The sequence below is a fragment of the Pseudacidovorax sp. RU35E genome, assembly GCF_900156165.1.
Classification (GTDB): Bacteria; Pseudomonadota; Gammaproteobacteria; order Burkholderiales; family Burkholderiaceae_C; genus Xenophilus.
In genome coordinates this window covers 140629-157883 of sequence record NZ_FTMY01000006.1, presented here as the reverse complement: position 1 = coordinate 157883, position 17255 = coordinate 140629, and the positions used below count along the sequence as shown (strand labels likewise).

Annotated in this window: 18 protein-coding genes; 6 read left to right on the top strand and 12 right to left on the bottom strand. The window is 69.5% G+C overall.

Features of this window, described 5'->3' with window-relative positions; genetic code table 11:
• The first annotated feature begins 4 nt into the window (after nucleotides 1-4).
• The 3 genes from BXA03_RS12610 (at nucleotide 5) to BXA03_RS12600 (ending at nucleotide 3037) form a co-directional block, all read left to right on the top strand.
• Nucleotides 5-976, top strand: coding sequence for a tripartite tricarboxylate transporter substrate binding protein (locus BXA03_RS12610; RefSeq protein WP_076508107.1), 972 nt, complete (start codon nucleotides 5-7; stop codon nucleotides 974-976).
• 64 nt (nucleotides 977-1040) lie between these two features.
• Nucleotides 1041-2000, top strand: coding sequence for a 2-hydroxyacid dehydrogenase (locus BXA03_RS12605; RefSeq protein ID WP_076508104.1), 960 nt, complete (start codon nucleotides 1041-1043; stop codon nucleotides 1998-2000).
• A gap of 47 nt (nucleotides 2001-2047) precedes the next feature.
• Nucleotides 2048-3037, top strand: coding sequence for a Bug family tripartite tricarboxylate transporter substrate binding protein (locus BXA03_RS12600; RefSeq protein WP_076508102.1), 990 nt, complete (start codon nucleotides 2048-2050; stop codon nucleotides 3035-3037).
• Between the two features lie 43 nt (nucleotides 3038-3080).
• On the opposite strand, the gene BXA03_RS12595 is transcribed toward BXA03_RS12600, so the two are convergent.
• Entirely contained in the window at nucleotides 3081-3530 is a 450-nt protein-coding gene (locus BXA03_RS12595) for a C40 family peptidase (protein WP_076508524.1), read from the bottom strand.
• 89 nt (nucleotides 3531-3619) lie between these two features.
• Nucleotides 3620-4480 (bottom strand): DUF2272 domain-containing protein, encoded by an 861-nt coding sequence (locus BXA03_RS12590; RefSeq protein ID WP_143476299.1) that lies wholly within the window; start codon nucleotides 4478-4480, stop codon nucleotides 3620-3622.
• Nucleotides 4481-4980: 500 nt separating this feature from the next.
• Between BXA03_RS12590 and BXA03_RS12585 the strand changes: the two genes are divergently transcribed.
• The gene (locus BXA03_RS12585) at nucleotides 4981-5394 is read left to right on the top strand and encodes an OsmC family protein (RefSeq protein ID WP_076508096.1); all 414 of its coding nucleotides are present in this window, start codon (nucleotides 4981-4983) and stop codon (nucleotides 5392-5394) included.
• A gap of 103 nt (nucleotides 5395-5497) precedes the next feature.
• On the opposite strand, the gene BXA03_RS12580 is transcribed toward BXA03_RS12585, so the two are convergent.
• From BXA03_RS12580 to BXA03_RS12570, 3 genes are read right to left on the bottom strand one after another with little or no spacing between them, the layout of a single operon-like run.
• Nucleotides 5498-5911, bottom strand: coding sequence for a GFA family protein (locus BXA03_RS12580; protein ID WP_076508094.1), 414 nt, complete (start codon nucleotides 5909-5911; stop codon nucleotides 5498-5500).
• A gap of 13 nt (nucleotides 5912-5924) precedes the next feature.
• Nucleotides 5925-6383, bottom strand: a complete 459-nt coding sequence (locus tag BXA03_RS12575; protein ID WP_076508091.1) for an SRPBCC family protein — start codon at nucleotides 6381-6383, stop codon at nucleotides 5925-5927.
• 2 nt (nucleotides 6384-6385) lie between these two features.
• Entirely contained in the window at nucleotides 6386-6745 is a 360-nt protein-coding gene (locus BXA03_RS12570) for an ArsR/SmtB family transcription factor (protein ID WP_234983669.1), read from the bottom strand.
• Nucleotides 6746-7025: 280 nt separating this feature from the next.
• On the opposite strand from BXA03_RS12570, the gene BXA03_RS12565 reads away from it, so the two are divergent.
• The gene (locus BXA03_RS12565) at nucleotides 7026-7397 is read left to right on the top strand and encodes a nuclear transport factor 2 family protein (protein ID WP_076508086.1); all 372 of its coding nucleotides are present in this window, start codon (nucleotides 7026-7028) and stop codon (nucleotides 7395-7397) included.
• Between the two features lie 76 nt (nucleotides 7398-7473).
• Here the strand turns inward: BXA03_RS12565 and BXA03_RS12560 are convergent, their stop codons facing one another.
• On the bottom strand, nucleotides 7474-9057 hold the full coding sequence (locus tag BXA03_RS12560) for a phospholipase D-like domain-containing protein (RefSeq protein ID WP_076508083.1): 1584 nt from the start codon (nucleotides 9055-9057) through the stop codon (nucleotides 7474-7476).
• A gap of 172 nt (nucleotides 9058-9229) precedes the next feature.
• Here BXA03_RS12560 and BXA03_RS12555 point away from each other — a divergent pair, with 172 nt between their 5' ends.
• On the top strand, nucleotides 9230-9865 hold the full coding sequence (locus BXA03_RS12555; protein ID WP_076508080.1) for a TetR/AcrR family transcriptional regulator: 636 nt from the start codon (nucleotides 9230-9232) through the stop codon (nucleotides 9863-9865).
• A 28-nt stretch (nucleotides 9866-9893) separates the two neighbouring features.
• Here the strand turns inward: BXA03_RS12555 and BXA03_RS12550 are convergent, their stop codons facing one another.
• The 6 genes from BXA03_RS12550 to hyi form a co-directional block, all read right to left on the bottom strand.
• Nucleotides 9894-10661, bottom strand: a complete 768-nt coding sequence (locus BXA03_RS12550) for an ABC transporter permease (RefSeq protein ID WP_076508078.1) — start codon at nucleotides 10659-10661, stop codon at nucleotides 9894-9896.
• A 24-nt stretch (nucleotides 10662-10685) separates the two neighbouring features.
• Nucleotides 10686-11531, bottom strand: a complete 846-nt coding sequence (locus BXA03_RS12545; protein ID WP_076508075.1) for an ABC transporter ATP-binding protein — start codon at nucleotides 11529-11531, stop codon at nucleotides 10686-10688.
• A gap of 79 nt (nucleotides 11532-11610) precedes the next feature.
• A complete protein-coding gene (locus BXA03_RS12540) occupies nucleotides 11611-12642 on the bottom strand; it encodes an ABC transporter substrate-binding protein (protein WP_076508072.1) in 1032 nt (343 codons plus the stop codon).
• 188 nt (nucleotides 12643-12830) lie between these two features.
• Nucleotides 12831-15131 (bottom strand): NADP-dependent malic enzyme, encoded by a 2301-nt coding sequence (locus BXA03_RS12535; RefSeq protein WP_076508070.1) that lies wholly within the window; start codon nucleotides 15129-15131, stop codon nucleotides 12831-12833.
• A gap of 305 nt (nucleotides 15132-15436) precedes the next feature.
• Nucleotides 15437-16378, bottom strand: a complete 942-nt coding sequence (locus BXA03_RS12530) for a 2-hydroxy-3-oxopropionate reductase (RefSeq protein WP_076508067.1) — start codon at nucleotides 16376-16378, stop codon at nucleotides 15437-15439.
• 40 nt (nucleotides 16379-16418) lie between these two features.
• Nucleotides 16419-17198, bottom strand: a complete 780-nt coding sequence (gene hyi / locus BXA03_RS12525; protein WP_076508065.1) for a hydroxypyruvate isomerase — start codon at nucleotides 17196-17198, stop codon at nucleotides 16419-16421.
• Between the last annotated feature and the right edge of the window lie 57 nt (nucleotides 17199-17255).

Sequence of the window (17255 nt, the reverse complement as noted above, 5' to 3'; positions counted from 1 at the left end):
CGCCATGCAACGCAGACACCTGCTCGGCGCCCTGGGTGCCAGTGCCGCCGCCTGGACCCTGCCGGCCGCGGCGCAGCCGGCCTTTCCCAGCCGCTCGCTGACCATCGTGGTGCCCGCCTCGCCGGGCGGCGCCATCGACCTGGCCGCCCGACTGATCGGCCAGAAGCTCTCCGAGGCCTGGGGCCAGCCGGTGGTGGTGGACAACCGCGCCGGGGCCACCGGCATCATCGGCACCGACTTCGTGGCCAAGAGCCCGCCCGACGGCCACACGCTGGCGCTGGTGGCCAGCAGCCATGCCATCAACCCGAGCATGGTGCGCAAGCTGCCCTTCGACACGCTGCGCAGTTTCGAGCCCGTGGTGCTCACCCATGTGGTGCCGCTGGTGCTGGTGGTGGCGCCCAGCCTGCCGGTGCGCAGCGTGCAGGAGCTGGTCGCCTATGCCAAGGCGCGGCCGGGCCAACTGGCCTTCGCCTCCAGCGGCTCGGGCGGCGCGCCGCATTTTTCGGGCGAGCTGTTCAAGAGCATGGCGGGGCTGGACCTCACGCACATTCCCTACAAGGGCAGCACGCTGGCCCATCCCGACCTGATGAGCGGCCGCGTGGCGCTGATGTTCGACACGCTGGCGGCGGTCAATGCCCAGGTCAAGGCCGGCAAGCTGCGCGCCCTGGCCGTGACCACGCCGCGCCGCGTGGCCATGCTGCCCGACGTGCCCACCATGGCCGAGGCGGGCCTGCCCGGCTACGAGACCAGCACCTGGGGCGGCCTGCTCGCGCCGGCCGGCACGCCGGCGGCGGCCATCGGCCGGCTGAACACCGAGGTCGACCGCATCCTGGCGCTGCCCGAGGTGCGCCAGCATTTCCAGAACGCCGGCATGGAGGCTGGCGGCGGCACGCCGCAGCAGTTCGGCGCCTTCATCGCCAGCGAGATGGCCAAGTGGGCGCAGGTGGCCCGTCAGGCCGGCATCCAGCCCGAGTGAGCGCCAGCGCGCCCTTGACGAACGCAGCCCGGCGGCGGTCGCCTGGGCGCACTTTGCGAGAACCATGACCCTCGACACCCGACCCCGCATCCTCCAGAACGGCCCGCTGCTGCCGCAGCTCGAACAGGCGCTGGCCGCCACCTACCGGCTCACGCTGCTGCAGGCCCAGCCCGACCCGGCGGCCTTCCTGGCGGCGGAGGGCGCGCAGTTCGACGGCATCGCCTGCACGGCGCGCATCGGTGCGCCGCGAGCGCTGATCGACGCGCTGCCCTCGCTGCGCGTGATCTCCAACTTCGGCGTGGGCTTCGAGACCATCGATGTCGAGCGGGCCCGCGAGCGCGGCATCGCGGTGGGCTACACGCCCGACGTGCTCAACGACTGCGTGGCCGACACGGCCTTCGGCCTGGTGATGGACGTGGCCCGCCGCTTCAGCGCGGCCGACCGCTTCACCCGCCGGGGCGACTGGCTGCGCGGGCAGTTTCCGCTCAGCCACCGCGTCAGCGGCAAGCGCCTGGGCATCGTGGGCCTGGGCCGCATCGGCCGTGTCATCGCGCGGCGGGCCAGCGGCTTCGACATGGACGTGCGCTACCACAACCGCCAGATGGTGGACGACGTGCCCTACGGCTACGAGCCCACGCTGGAGGGCCTGGCGCGCTGGGCCGACTTCCTGGTCGTGGCCAGTGCCGGCGGGCCCGCCACGCGCGGGCTGATCTCGGCCGCGGTGCTCGATGCGCTGGGGCCGCACGGCTTCTTGGTCAATGTGTCGCGCGGCACCGTGGTCGACCAGGCGGCGCTGGTGCAGGCCCTGCAGCAGGGCCGCATCGCGGGTGCCGGGCTGGACGTCTTCGAGCAGGAGCCCCAGGTGCCCGAGGCCCTGTTCGCCATGGACAACGTGGTGCTGCTGCCGCACGTGGCCAGCAACACGCACGAGACCCGCCAGGCCATGGCCGACCTCGTGATGGACAACCTGGCCAGCTACTTCGCCACCGGCCGGGTCCGCGTGCCGGTGCCGGGCTCGGCCTGACTCAGGCAGCCTTCGACGATTCCACAGACCAACGAGGAGCAGATCCCATGGAGACAAGACCCTTCCTTCGGCGCCGCGGCGCCCTGCTGGCGGCCACGGCCATGGCCGTATTGATGCCATGGGGCGCGCTGGCGCAGCCAGCCTGGCCGGTGCGGCCAGTCACGCTGATCGTGCCTTTTTCGCCGGGCGGCGGCACCGACATCGCGGCGCGCCTGCTGGCCACGCGGCTCGGTGCCAAGCTGGGCCAGTCGGTGGTGGTGGAGAACCGCGCCGGCGCCGGCGGCCTGGTGGGCGCCGACCTGGTCGCCAAGGCCAAGCCCGACGGCTACACGCTCTTCTTCGGCAACGTGGGCACGCAGTCCATCAACCCCTGGCTCTACAAGATGCCCTACGACCCGGACAAGGCCTTCGCACCGGTGTCGCTGTTCGCCGAGCTGCCCTTCGCCTTCGTCATCAACACCGCGCTGCCCGCGCGCACGCCGAAGGAGCTGGTGGCCCTGGCCAAGGCCGCGCCGGGCAAGTACACCTTCGCCAGTTCGGGCAACGGCGGATCGCCGCACCTCACGGGCGAGATCTTCCAGCAGGCCACGGGCATCGAGCTGCGGCACGTGCCCTACAAGGGCGGCGGGCCGGCCATGGCGGACCTGATCGCCGGCCATGTGGACATGCTCTTCGCCTCGGTGCTGGAGACCTCGGGCTACGTCAAGGCCGGCAAGCTGCGCGCGCTGGCCGTGACCAGCGCGCAGCGCTCGCCCGCCATGCCCGACGTGCCGACGCTGGCCGAACTGGGCGTGCCGAATGCCGAGTCCGGCTCGTGGACGGCGGTGATGGCGCCGGCCGGCACGCCGTCGGCCATCGTCGAGCGGCTCTCCACGGCCGTGCAGGAGGTGGCCCGCATGCCCGAGGTGAAGGAGGCGCTGGTCGCGCAGGGTGCCACGCCACGCGGCAGCACCGCGGCCGAGCTGCAGCAGGTGATCGATGCCGACAAGGTCCGCTACGGCCAGGTGATCAAGACGCGGGGCGTGCGCATCGACTGAGGCCGATGCCGCGCGCGGCCGGGCTGCCGTGGGTCGCGACGGGTCAGGGCCGCCGCGCGCTCACCGGCTGCTTCGACCAGTACACGCCGGCAAGCTGGTCCAGCCGCACCGTGCCGCCGGTCGACGGCGCATGCACGAAGCGGCCGTCGCCCACATAGATGCCGGCATGCGTGGGCCGGCCACGGCCGAAGAGCACGAGGTCGCCGGTGCGCAAGGCATCGACCCGCACCGGCTCGCCGAACTCGTCGAGCTGGGCCACGGTGCGCGGCGGCACGAGGCCGGCGCGGGTGCGGTAGACGTAGCCAATCAGGCCGCTGCAGTCGAAGCCGCCTTCGGGCGTGTTGCCGCCATAGCGGTAGGGCGTGCCCACCAGACCGAGCGCATGGATGGCGATGTCGCTCGCCTGTTCGGGCGTGAGGGGCGGGTAGCGGTACCGATCCGGCCGCGACGGCGCGCTGCCGCAGCCTGCCAGCAGCAGGCCCTGCAGGAGCATCGCCGAGAGAAAAAGGCGCTTGTCGGGCGTCACGGGCGCGATTCTGGCGCAGCCCGTCGCGCGCGCATCGACCGCCGACCCTGCCGCCATCAGCGCCATTGCAGCAGCAGCACCCAGGGTGCGGTGCTCAGGTGACGGTCGGTGCAAGCGCTGCAGCCGGGCTGGTAGCTCGCATCCAGAAGTCGGGTGCCGGGCGCGAAGTCCAGGCGCCGGCCGGTGACGCCGTCGAGCACATTGCCGCCGACGGTGTCGAAGCCGTTGTCGTCCACCTGCACGACCACGTCGCAATGCATGGGCAGGCCGCTGCCGGTGGTGCGGCGGCGCTCCAGCGCTTGGCCCAGCTCGTCCAGCGTCACGAGGTCGCGGCTGGTGGCGCGGGCATGGCAGACCAGGTCGCCCACGCGCGGCGCGGTGGCGCGCAGGTCGCAGGCACGCATGGCACCGGCTGACTGCTTACCGGCGCTTTCCTGCATGCGGGTGTGCCAGGCATCGGCCGCGTAGTCGGCATGGGCCTCGGAGAAGACGAACTCGCCCGGTTGCAGGCCGGCCTCGCGCGCGACCCAGCTGATGAAGGCGGCGGACCAGGGCGTGTCGATGACGGCCACGCGCGCCAGCGCCACGGCGATGGCGCGGCGCTCGTCGCTCTGCAGCCCGACGCCCGTCCCGGCGCCCAGGCCCTGCAGCAGGTCGGCAGAGGCCATCTGCAGCGCCTCTTCCAGCAGTTCGCGTTGCGCGGGGCGCAGGGCGCCGAACCGCACGGCCGAGGGCCAGTGGGCCTGTTCGGCGTCGTCGACGGCGGACCAGTAGCGCATCACGCGCTGCCAGGGCGCGGGCCGGGCGAAGGCACCGCGCTCCTCGGCCTCCGCGGCGCCGCTGCGAAACAGGCGGCCTTCGGCATCCAACTCCGCGCCGCCCCAGGCGGCGTGCTCGGCCTGCGCGATGCGGGCCATGGCGAGGGCGCGCGGCGGCGAAGGCTGGCCGCTCGTGGCCGCGCAGCGTTCAGGTGGAGACGATGCCGCTGCCGGGTCGCTGGCGGCGGCGCAGGGCAGGCTGGCGATCAGCACAAGGCCGGCGGCGAGACAGGGCTGCGCCCAGGTGCGCAAGCGGGATCGCGGCGCGGCGAGAGCCGATGGAGACATGGCGCGCGAGCATACGCTGCGCGGGGCGCGGGGCGCGGGGCGCGGGGCGCGGGGCGCGGGGCGCGGGATGCGGGATGCGGGATGCGGGATGCGGGATGCCTCGGTGCGCGCGGCGCAGGCGACGTGCCCCTCGGCGTTACGCGTAGCCGGGGCTTGGTTCCCCTGTATCGTCCCTTCTAGACATCGGCCCGTGCTCGAGCGAAGCATTGACTTCGAAGACAGTGCTCAGTCGTCGTCCAGCGGAGTCCGGCCGAGGCCCACGCGGTCCAGCCGACCCCTTCCATTCCTTCCGTCCAATCCAGGAGCCCCGAATGACCGTCACCGTTCGCCGCAACGGCAGCAGCGGCACTGCCCACACGCTGCAGATCCGCGGCCACGCCATCACCATCGACGCTTCGATCGCCGGCGGCGGCACCGACGCCGGCCCCGAGCCGCACGACCTCTACGACGCCGCGCTGGCCGCCTGCAAGGCGATCACGATGCTGCTGTACGCACAGCGGCGCGACATCCCGGTCGAGGACATCCAGGTCGACGTCGACCGCGACGCCAGCCAGGAGCGGCAGGGCACCTACCGTCTGTCCGCCAGACTGCAGGTGGGCGGCGCGCTCAGCGATGCCCAGCGCGACGAGTTGCTGCGCGTGGCCGGCAAATGCCCCGTGCACAAGCTCATGACGGAAGTAAAGACCGTGATCGAGACAGGCTGGGCGGACGGCTCGGCTGCCTAGGGCCGGCTGACCTTGGGCAAAGGGCCGTTTCCCTTCGGCTGCGCCGCGCCTGCTCCTGTCCCGTCGCGAAGCAGCGCGGCCCCCATTCATCGCGCCGCCAACCCTAGCCCGGCATGCGCTCGAAGGCCGTGAGCGACGGATCCACGCGGTCCCAGGTCGGGCCGCGCACGCGGTAGGTCACCACCTGCGGCGCAAAGCGCGCCGGCTCGTCCAGGCTGCCGGCAGGCACGGCGACCAGATCGGGCATGGCGGTGAAGCGCAGGGCCACCGATGTGCCGCACGCCGGGCAGAAGGCGTGGATCTTGGTGTTTCCACTGTCGCCCACTGTCTCCCAGTGCCGCACTTCGCCGGTCAAGGCCAGCTCGGCGCTCGACGCGAAGGTCAGCCAGGAGCCATGGCCTGTACCGCTGCGGCGCTGGCAGTCCCGGCACTGACAGTGGTTCTGGAACACAGGCGCATGCGGCATGCTGAAACGCACCGCGCCGCATGCGCATCCGCTGGTGTAAGGCTCGTTCATGGCGACCGCCTGTTCAGGCCTGCGTGGGTTGGGCGAAGACGTCGATGCCTTCGCCGGTCTCGAGCAGGGACTTGAGGCTGGACAGCACGATCGGCCAGCCCTTCTGGATGCCGTTGGCCATGCCGCTGCCGGCCTCCAGCTCGTCGTGGGTCACGGTCAGCCGCACCATGCCCTGGTACTCGACGATGTCGAAGCTCACGCGACTGCGGCTTGCCGGATCGCTGGCCTGCGAGGCGTTGGCCCAGGAGATGACCAGCCGGGTCGGCGGCGTGACTTCGAGTACCTCGCCCACCAGTTCGACGGTGCGCGCATCGTTGGCGCGCACGTGCTGCCAGGCAGACCCGGGCTGCCAGTCGGAGACGTTCTCGTGGCCCCAATAGCGCCGTGCGATCTCTGGCCGGGTGATCGCTTCGAACACCTTCTCCGGCGTCGAGCGGATATACGTCACATAGACGAAACAGGTCTTGCTCATCCTCACTCTCCTTCGAGTTGCTTCTTCAGGTCATGCAGCAGGCCGAGGCGGTGGCGCTCGAACTTCCGCACCCAGCGCTCGTAGACCTCGTGCAGCGGCACCGGATTGATGAAGTGCAGCTTCTCGCGGCCACGCCAGACGATCGTCACCAGCTGTGCGGCCTCGAGGATGCCGAGGTGCTGCGTGGTCGACTGGCGCGCCATGTCGAGGTGTTCGCAAAGTTCGCCCAGCGTCTGCCCGTTGTTCTCGTACAGCAGGTCCAGCAGCTTCCTGCGCGTTGGGTCGGCCAGAGCCTTGAAAACCTTGTCTTCATCCATTCGTTCGTGCGGGTGTGTGTTGATTATGCAGGTGAATGCCTGCATGTCAATCGGATCGGGCGCCGTGCTGACCGCACGCCGGCAAGGTGGTGGCTAGCCGCGTCCGGTCGCGCCAAAGGCATCGGGCAGACCTCGCAGGGCAACAACACGGCCTGGTTGGGCGCCGCTGCTGACTGGCCGGGCATCTCGCAAGAGCACAGTGGTATCCAGACAGCGATTGTGTCCGCCAGGACGTGCAGGCAGAATATGACCGGTCGTCTTGAATCGACCACTGTCCCGTATCCGTGGCCTTTTGTGCGGCCACTCCTTCTTATCCGGAGCCTCCATGAACAACAAGGAACTGGTCCTCGCCGCCATGACGCGGCTGTTCGGCCAACGCGATCTTGGCGCCCTCGACGCCTACTGGGACGCTGGCTATGTGCAGCACAACCCGCGCATGCCCAATGGCCTGGCCTTTTTTCGGCAGGTCATTCCCAGCCTGCCGGCGGACTTCCGCTACGAGCCCGGCCTGGTGCTGGACGACGGCGAGTTCGTGTCCATCCACGGCCGGTACGTCAACTGGAGCGGCAAGACCATGATCGGCGTGGACATCTTTCGCGTGAAGGACGGGCGACTCGTCGAGCACTGGGACGTGATCCAGGAAGAGGTGCCCGCTGCGCAGACGCTGACCGGCAACGCGATGTTCCCGATCGCCTGAAGCGCGGCGTTCCGGCACCCCGCGCTGGGTACCGGAACGCCTCGGTCCGGCACATGGCGCCGGGCGGTGACTGCTCCTACAGCAGCTTTTCGCTGATCAGCCGCGAAAAGAAGAAGATCTTCAGGCGGGTAGCCAGATCCACGCCCGGTTCGTCGTCGTAGACCTGGGCCTGGCCATCGCTGGTCTCGACCCACTGCACATGTTGATCGTCGGTCGACAACCGCAACTGGTAGCTGCCGAGGCGCCTCAGCGTGTCGATCAGCCGGATCACGTCCTCCGCCAGTGCGGGCGAATCCACCAGCAGGCCGACCTCGGTGTTCAGGCGGGATGAGCGGAAGTCCATGTTCATCGAGCCCACGAAGGTGATGCGGCGATCGATGACGAAGCCCTTGACGTGCATGCGTCCCGCACTGGAGCCACCCCGCCGGTGCGCGGCGGGTTCCCGATCGAGCACCTTGGGGCTGATCTCCACCACCTGCACGCCTTCGCGCAGCAGCATGGGGCGATAGCGCGCGAAGGCGGCGCTCACGAAGGACTCGTCGGTGGCCGCGAGCGAGTTGGTCACCAGCGTGATGGCCACGCCCTTGCGCCGGCCCTCGCGGATTGCGGCCATGCCGCGCTCGCCCGGCACGAAGTAGGGCGAGACCAGCAGCAGTTCACGCTGCGTGCGCAGGATGGCTGCCAGCGTCTGCTGGGTCACGGTGTCCGGGTCGTCGCCGTCCTCGGCCCGGCCGGCGGCCTTCTCGGGGTCGTCGACGAGGACCTGCACGGTGCCGCGCAGCATCTTCATGGGGGGATGCATCAGCGCCGCGGAGACGGGGCCATAGCCCAGCAGGTCCTGCGCGGCCGCAGGCAGCGGCGGCAGCGTGTCGTGCGACTGGGCGGTTGCGGCGTCGAAGCGGGCCTGCCGCAGGGCTGGCGGCTCGTCGGAGGGCAGCAGGCGGGCCAGGGCATGGACGCGCGAGCTGTTCCAGTAGGCGTCGAAGCCTACCGCCAACGCGGGCACCGCGGCGCCGGTCACCAACAGGTCGAAGTCCGCGAAGTTGCCACTGGCGTGCTGCAGGAAATACTCGTCCGCCATGTTGCGCCCGCCGACCACGGCCAGCACGCCGTCCGCCACCAGCAGCTTGTTGTGCATGCGCCGGTTGAGGCGCGAGATGTCGAACAGCGCCAGCCCCCATCGTGTCGCGTCGAGCCGCCGCCCCGCGGGGAAGGGATTGAACAGCCGCACTTCCACGTTCGGCGTGGCTTCGAAGTCGGCGAGCAGGTCCTGCGTGCCCGTGGTGTAGAGGTCGTCGACCAACACGCGCACACGCACGCCGCGCAGCGCCGCATCGCGTAGCGCCCTCAGGAAGTGGCGCCCGACGCCGTCGGACTGGAGAAGGTAGTACTGCACGTCGATGCTGCGCTGGGCCCGGGCGATCAGGGCCAGGCGCGCATCGAGGGCATAGGCGCTCAGTGCCAGCGGACGGAAGGCCGACTCCTGCGGCCCCAATCCGGGTTGTGCTGCGGCGCGCGAAAGAAAGTCCTGCGGCGACGCGGGCATCGCCGCGACGGGTGTGTTGTGCGACGGCGTCAGCGCCACGCAGCCCTGCAGGCTGACCAGCAGCGCGAGGCTCGCCAACGCCGACCACCAGCGCACGCCAGCGAAAATGTTCATCGGTGATCTCCTTGAAGCGAGGGCCGGCATGCGCGAGGCGGCATTCGGCCTTGTCACGTCTGGCCCACAGTCGGGACGGACCGCATTCAAGACGACCGGTCATATTATGGACGGGCGGACCGGCTGGCACAATGCGGGCCCTGTTCAACCTCCCGCGCAAGGACGATCAGCCATGGGAAGACCCAGTGTCCGGCACAAGCTCGTGGATGCCGCCCTCGATGTGTTCGAGGTGCATGGCTTCAACGGGGCGAGCGTGCAGGACCTGACCGATGCGGCCGGGGTGCCCAAGGGCTCGTTCTACAACCACTTCGACAGCAAAGAGAAACTGGCGCTGGAAGCGCTGCAGGCCTACATCGCCCGCAACGGCATCGAGGTGCTGCACGACGAGAAGCTGGCCCCGCTGGAGCGGCTGAGGCGCCACTTCCGCGCCAACTGGAAGACGGTGAAGGACCGCGGCTACCGTAGCGGCTGCTTCCTCGGCGCGCTGAGTTCGGAGATCGCCGACAGCCACGAGACTTCGCGTGCCGAATTCGGGCGGCTCTTCCACCATTGGAGTGTGGCCATCGCCGGGGTCATCCGTCAGGCCCAGGCCGACGGCTCGGTGGCCGCCGCCACCGATGCGCCGGTGCTCGCCCGTTTCGTGCTCAATGCCTGGCAGGGCACGCTGATCCGCGCGAAGGTGGTGCGAGGCGACCAGCCCTACGACGACTTCGTGGCGATGGTCTTCGCCACGCTTCTGGCGCCGCCCGCGGCCCCCACTGTCGCGGCACCCGCCAAGAAGGCGCCGCGAGCCGTCCGGCAGAAGTAGCCGGGCGGCGCGCCGGGCCTGACGGCGCTCAGCCGCCCTGCGTGCCCCGGTGCGCCCAGGCCGTGGTGTGCTTTTCCAGCGCGCTGAAGAGTTCGTACATGACCATCGCCATGGCGCCCACCACCATCAGGCCGGCGAAGGCCAGGCCCATCTGCATGGCCGAGCCGGCCGAGATCAGCAGGTAGCCGATGCCCTCGTTGGCGGCGGTCATCTCCGACACCGTGGTGCCCACGAAGGCCAGCGTGATCGCCACCTTGAGCGAGGCATAGAAGTAGGGCATGGAGCGCGGCAGGCCGATCTTCATCAGCACGTCCCAGCGCTTGGCGCCCAGCACCCGCAGCACGTCCTCCAGCTCCGGCTCCAGCGTGGCCAGGCCGGTGGCGATGTTGACCATGATCGGGAAGAAGCTGATGAGGAAGGCGGTGAGGATGGCCGGCCCGACGCCGATGCCGAACCACACCACCAGGATGGGCACGAAGGCCGCCTTGGGCAGGGCGTTGAAGGCCGTCATCAGCGGATACATGGCGGCATAGGCCAGGCGCGAGCTGCCGATCACGAAGCCCAGCAGCACGCCCACCACGATGGCCAGGCCGAAGCCCGCCATCGTCACCCAGAAGGTGCGCCAGGCATGGCCGGCGATGATGGCCTTGAATTCCCAGAACTGGGTCCAGATGCGCCAGGGGCTGGGGAAGATGAATTCCGAGACGGCGAAGGCCGAGCAGATGATCTGCCACAGCAGGATCACGGCCACCAGCAGCAGCCACGGCGACCAGCGTTCGAGCAATTTGTTGTTCATGGGCGGACGGTTCCCTGAGCGTGGTTACTGCGGCAGCGGCACGGCGGGCGCACCGGCGGCGGCGCCCTGGCGGATGGCGCCGATGTGGCCGCGCAGCTCGTGCACGATGTCGCTGAATTCCTTGGTGTAGGTCACTTCGAGCTCGCGCGGGCGCGGCAGCTCGATCTCGCGCTTGACCACGAAGCGGCCTGGCGACTTGCTCATCACGTACACCGTGTCGGCCAGGAAGACCGACTCGCGCAGGTCGTGCGTCACCAGGATCACGTTGAAGCGCTGCTCGGTCCACAGGTCGCGCAGGATGCACCAAAGCTCTTCGCGGGTGAAGGCATCGAGCGCGCCGAAGGGCTCGTCCAGCAGCAGCATCTTGGGCTCGTGGATCAGCGCGCGGCAGATGCTGGCGCGCTGCTGCATGCCGCCCGACAGCTGCCAGGGGAACTTGTCCTCGTAGCCGGCCAGGCCCACCTTCTGCAGCAGGCGACGGGCGCGCTCCTCGTATTCCTTCTTCTTGGCCTTGAAGGTGGATCGGTAGGGCTCCACGATCTCCAGCGGCAGCAGCACGTTGTCGACCGTGGTGCGCCAGGGCAGCAGCGACGGCGCCTGGAAGGCCATGCCCGAGATCTTGAGCGGCCCGGTCACCGGCTGGCCGTCGATGCGGATTCGGCCCATCGACGGCATGCGCAGCCCGGTGGTGAGCTTCATGAAGGTGGACTTGCCGCAGCCCGAGGGCCCGACGATGGCGATGAACTCGCCCTTCTTCACCTGGAGGTCGATGGCCTCGACGGCGAAGTGGTTCTCGCGCAGCAGCTGCTCGTTGTAGGCGAGCCAGACGTCCTGGAAGTCGACGAAGGGGGGGGCGTTTTGCGTGTCCATGGGCGGTGCACAAGAAACCGGCCTGCGCCGGCCGCAACGGGCCGGCCACAGGCCGAGGGAGAGAAGGCGCGGGCGCCGCTTACTTCTTGAGGATGGCCAGCTCGGCGGCCGGCGGCAGCACGGTGCCGTTCCAGATCGCTTCGGGCTTGACGCGGGTCTTGGTGCCGTAGGCGTCGGACACCTGCGAGGCCATCAGTGCCAGGCGCGCCGGCACCACGTTGCCGAAGCCTTCGGCGCGGGCATCGGGGCTGTTGATGACGGTGTCGATGGCCAGCTGCAGGCGGCGCGTCTCGAGCTTGGTGTCGATGATGCCGTCGCGTGCCTTGACCGACTCGATGGCCACGGCCGGGCTGGCGATGACTTCCTTGGCGCCCTTGGCGAAGGCCGACAGGAAGGCCTTGACCACCTGCGGCTTCTCGGCCAGCAGCTTGGGCGACACGATGATGGCGTTGCCGTAGAGCTTCACGCCGTAGTCGGGATAGGGCAGCACCACCACGTCGCTGGCCTTGGCGCCGCGGGCTTCGAGGTTGAGCAGCGAGGTGAAGGTGAAGCCGGTGATGGCGTCGATGTCGCCGCGCATCAGCATGGTCTCGCGCAGCGTCGGGTCCATCGCCGTCCAGGTGACGTTGGTGATGTTGTTGGCCTTGGCGAAGATGGGGAAGGCGCGGCGGCCGGCGTCGAACACCGGGGCGCCCAGCTTCTTGCCCGACAGGTCGGCCGGCTTGGTGATGCCGCTCTTCTTGAGCGCCATGGCCGAGGCCGGCGTGTTGTTGTAGACCATCATGACCGCGACCGGCTTGTTGGGGCTGTCGGGGTTGTTGGCGTGGAACTCCATCAGCGCCGCCAGGTCGGCGAAGCCCATGTCGTAGGCGCCCGAGGCCACGCGGGTGACGGTGCCGCCCGAGCCGTTGCCGGCGTCGATGGTCACGTCGATGCCGGCCTGCTTGAAGTAGCCCTTGGCGGCCGGATGCAGGAACAGGGCGGCGGGGCCTTCGAAGCGCCAGTCCAGCTGGAACTTGATCGGCGTGGTGGCCTGGGCGTGGGCCGTGCCCAGGCCGAAGGCGAAGGCCGAGGCGGCCAGGAAGGACTGCAGGACTTGTCGCTTGTTCATGAAGACTCTCGCTGAGGGTTGTGGCAGGAAAAAGCAATAACGGTGCCTGCACCGTTGGGGTGCGATCCTCAGCCCTGCGCCAAAGCGGTGCACCCGGGTCATCCCCGAGAGAAACGAAAAACGCCCCACGGCGTGCACGCACGTGGGGCGTCGATGCGCCAATGTGGCGCGTCGTCAGGCGCTGGGGCTCAGCGTGCCGTGTTCGCGTTGGCCACGGCCAGTGCGGTCATGTTCAGGACGCGGCGCACGGTGGCATTGGCGGTGAGCACATGGGCCGGCTTGGCCGAGCCCAGCAGGATCGGACCCACCGTCACGCCGTTGGCGCCGGTCATCTTCAGCACGTTGAAGAGGATGTTGGCCGAGTCCAGGTTGGGGCAGATCAGCAGGTTGGCCTCGCCGGTCAGCGAGGAGCCGGGCAGCGACTCGCGCCGCACCGATTCCGACAGCGCGGCGTCGCCGTGCATCTCGCCGTCGCATTCGATGTCGGGCGCCATTTGCGCGAACAGGTCGCGGGCGATGCGCATCTTGCGGGCCGAGGCGCGCTCGGAGGTGCCGAAGTTGGAATGCGACAGGAAGGCGACCTTGGGCGGCAGGCCGAAGCGGCGCACCTCTTCGGCGGCCATCAGCGCGATCTGCGCCAGCTGCTCGGCCGTCGGGTCCTCGTGCACGTTGGTGTCGGCGATGAACAGCGTGTACTTGTCCAGCATCAGCGCGTTCAGCGTGGCGAAGTCCGGCACGCCGCGCTGGGTGCCCAGCAGCTGGCCCAGGATCTTCAGGTGGCTGTCGAAGCGCCCGACCAGGCCGCACAGCATGGCGTCGGCGTCGCCCAGGTGCACCATCAGCGCGGCGATGGTGGTGTTGGAGCGGCGCACCATCGCCTTGGAGCCTTCCGGGTTGATGCCGCGGCGGCCCATCAGCTGGTGGTAGGCCTCCCAGTACTGGCGGAAGCGCGGGTCGTTCTCGGGGTCCACCACCTCGGCATCGATGCCGGGGCGCAGGTTGAGGCCGGCCTTCTTGATGCGCATGGCGATGATGTCCGGCCGGCCGATCAGGATCGGACGGGCGATGCCCTCGTCCACGGCCATCTGGGCGGCGCGCAGGGCGCGTTCGTCCTCGCCCTCGGCGTAGGCCACACGCTTCTTCTCGGCCACCTTGGCGGCGGCGAAGACGGGGCGCATGACCATGCCGGTCTGGTAGACGAAGCGCGACAGCTGCTGGCGGTAGGCGTCCAGGTCCTCGATGGGGCGGGTGGCGACGCCCGACGCGGCGGCGGCCTTGGCCACGGCCGGCGCGATGCGCAGGATCAGGCGCGAGTCGAAGGGCTTGGGGATCAGGTAGTCGGGGCCGAAGGACAGCTCCTCGCCCGCATAGGCGGTGGCGACTTCCTCGCTGATGTCGGCCTTGGTCAGGTCGGCGATCTCGCGCACGCAGGCGAGCTTCATCTCTTCCGTGATCTTGGTGGCGCCGCAGTCCAGCGCGCCGCGGAAGATGTAGGGGAAGCACAGGACGTTGTTGACCTGGTTCGGGTAGTCGCTGCGGCCGGTGGCAATGATGCACTCGGGACGCACGGCTTTGGCCAGTTCGGGGCGGATCTCGGGCTCGGGATTGGCCAGGGCCAGGATGATGGGCTTGTCCGCCATGGTCTTGACCATGTCGGCCGTCAGCACGCCGGGAGCCGAGCAGCCCAGGAACACGTCGGCCTGCTGCACCACGTCGGCCAGGGTGCGGGCGCCGGTGTCCGGCTGGGCATAGCGGGCCTTCGACTCGTCGAAGCCGCCGGCGCGGCCGGTGTAGATCAGGCCCTTGGAGTCGCAGGCGAAGATGTTGGCCGTCTTGGCGCCCAGGCCCACCATCACGTCCAGGCAGGCGATGGCCGCGGCGCCGGCGCCCGAGACGGCGATCTTCACGTCGCCGATCTTCTTGCCCACGAGCTCCAGGCCGTTGAGCAGGGCGGCGGCCGAGATGATGGCCGTGCCGTGCTGGTCGTCGTGGAAGACGGGGATGTTCATACGCTCGCGCAGCTTCTTCTCGATGTAGAAGCACTCGGGCGCCTTGATGTCCTCGAGGTTGATGCCGCCCAGCGTGGGCTCCAGCGCCGCGATGATGTCCACCAGCTTGTCGGGGTCGCGCTCGGCCAGCTCGATGTCGAACACGTCGATGCCGGCGAACTTCTTGAACAGGCAGCCCTTGCCTTCCATCACCGGCTTGCCGGCCAGTGGGCCGATGTCGCCCAGGCCCAGCACCGCGGTGCCGTTGGTGACCACGCCCACCAGATTGCCGCGCGCGGTGTATTCGGCCGCCTTGGAGGGGTCGGCCTGGATGTCCAGGCAGGGATAGGCCACGCCCGGCGAATAGGCCAGCGACAGGTCGCGCTGGTTGACCAGCGGCTTGGTGGGCGTGACCGAAATCTTGCCGCGCACGCCGGCGCGGTGGTATTCACGGGCGGCGTCGCGCAGGGCTTCTTCTGCGGGTGACAGCGGCTTGGACATGCAATCTCCTTGGGGACGGGGAACGGTCGAATCGAGGAAAGGGGACCGAGGCTACCGCACGCGGCGTGCCTGGGCCGCATGACCGGAGCGTCTGGCACCGGGCGCCTTATGCCGATCGTGCATGGCGCCATGCGGCTGCCCATCTGTCATGAAATCACGCCATGCAGAGCGCCGCGCGACCCGGTGCGGGAGGCGCGGCGCAGAGGACAGCCGTTCTAGGGCAGTGGGGAGAAGGATCGATTTGCTTGCGCAACGGCATGAGCCGCCGCGGTCCGAGGCTGTCGGACCAGGGGGTTATCGACGAGTCAGTCGCCGCCAGGCGCCACAGGATGGCCGGCCATCGCCTCCAGCGCCCGCACCAGCGCGGAATGGTCCGACTGGCCATGACCCAGCGCCGCGCAGGCATTCATCAACTGGGCCGCACCCGCCGTCTGCGGCAGGGCCACGCCCAGGCTGCGGGCGCTCTGCATAGCGAGGTTCAGGTCCTTCTGGTGCAGCGCGATGCGAAAGCCTGGCGCGAAGCTGCGTTGGATCATGCGCTCGCCGTGCACTTCGAGGATGCGGCTGGCCGCGAAGCCGCCCATGAGCGCCTGTCGCACCTTGGCCGGGTCGGCGCCGGCCTTGCTGGCGAAGACCAGCGCCTCGCTGACGGCCGCGATGTTGAGCGCCACGATGATCTGGTTGGCGACCTTGGTGATCTGGCCGGCGCCCACCTCGCCGACGCGGGTGACGTTCTGGCCCATCGTGTGCAGCAGCGGGCGCACGCGTTCGAACACCGCCTCGTCGCCGCCGCACATGATCGTGAGGCTGGCGGCCTTGGCACCGACCTCGCCGCCGGAGACGGGTGCGTCGACGTAGCCGGCGCCCAGGGCCGCGATGCGTCGCGCGAAGTCCTGCGTGGCGATGGGGTCGATGGAACTGCAGTCCACCACGGTCTTGCCGGCGCCCCCGCCATGCGCGTCGGCCAGGCCCCCGGCCACGCCGTGCTCGCCGAACAGAACCTTCTCGACGTCGGGCGTGTCCGGCACCATGAGGAAGACCACTTCTGCATGGCGGGTCACCTCGGCGGCGCTGGTGCAGACCTCGGCCCGGCCAGCCAGGGCCGCCGGCACCTGGCCGCGGGTGTGGACGAAGAGCGTGTGGCCCGCAGCGGCGAGGTGGCCGGCCATGGGTGTGCCCATGATGCCGAGACCGATGAAGCCGATGCGGCGGGGTGCGGCGGTCTTGTCGTTGGTGATGGTGTTCATGGCGGTCGTCTCCTTTGAAAGGTCGTGCTGGTGGTGCGGCTCAGGCGGCCAGGGCGCGCATCCAGCCCAGACCTTCCTCTGTCTTTGCGCGCGGCTTGTATTCGCACCCGATCCAGCCGTCGTAGCCCAGCGCATCGATGTGCTGGAACAGCCAGCGGTAGTGGATCTCGCCCGTGCCCGGCTCGCCCCGGCCGGGGTTGTCGGCCACCTGGATGTGGCCGATGCGGGCCAGGTGCCGGCTCAGGGTGCCCGCCAGTTCGCCTTCCATGCGCTGCGCGTGATAGATGTCGTACTGGATGCGCAGGTTTGCCTCGCCCACCTGGTCGAGCAGGGCCAGCGCCTGGTCGGTGCGGGTGAGGGCGAAGCCGGGAATGTCGAAGTGGTTGATGGGCTCGACCAGCAGCCGCAGCCCGGCGCCATCGAGCGCGCGCGCGGCGAAGCGCAGGTTGTCCACCAGCACCGGCTGCACGTCGGAAAGCAGAGCGCCCTCGGGCAGCTTGCCGACCAGGCAGTTCAGTTGCGGGCAGCCCAGCGTCTTCGCATAGCCGATGGCGCGGCCCACGCCGTCGCGGAACTCGGCCACGCGGTCCGGATGGCAGGCAATGCCGCGCTCGCCCGCGGCCCAGTCGCCGGCGGGCAGGTTGTGCAGCACCTGCACAAGGCCGTGTGCGCGCAAGGCCTCGGCCAGTTCGCGGGCCTCGAAGTCGTAGGGGAAGAGGTATTCCACCCCTTCGAAGCCGGCGCGGGCGGCGGCCTCGAAGCGCTGCAGGAAGGGCAGCTCGGTGAACAGCATGGTGAGGTTGGCGGCGAAGCGGGGCATGGCGGGCTCCTGTTTTCGGAATGGGACGGTGCTCAGAAAAGGCGTGCATGAATCCGG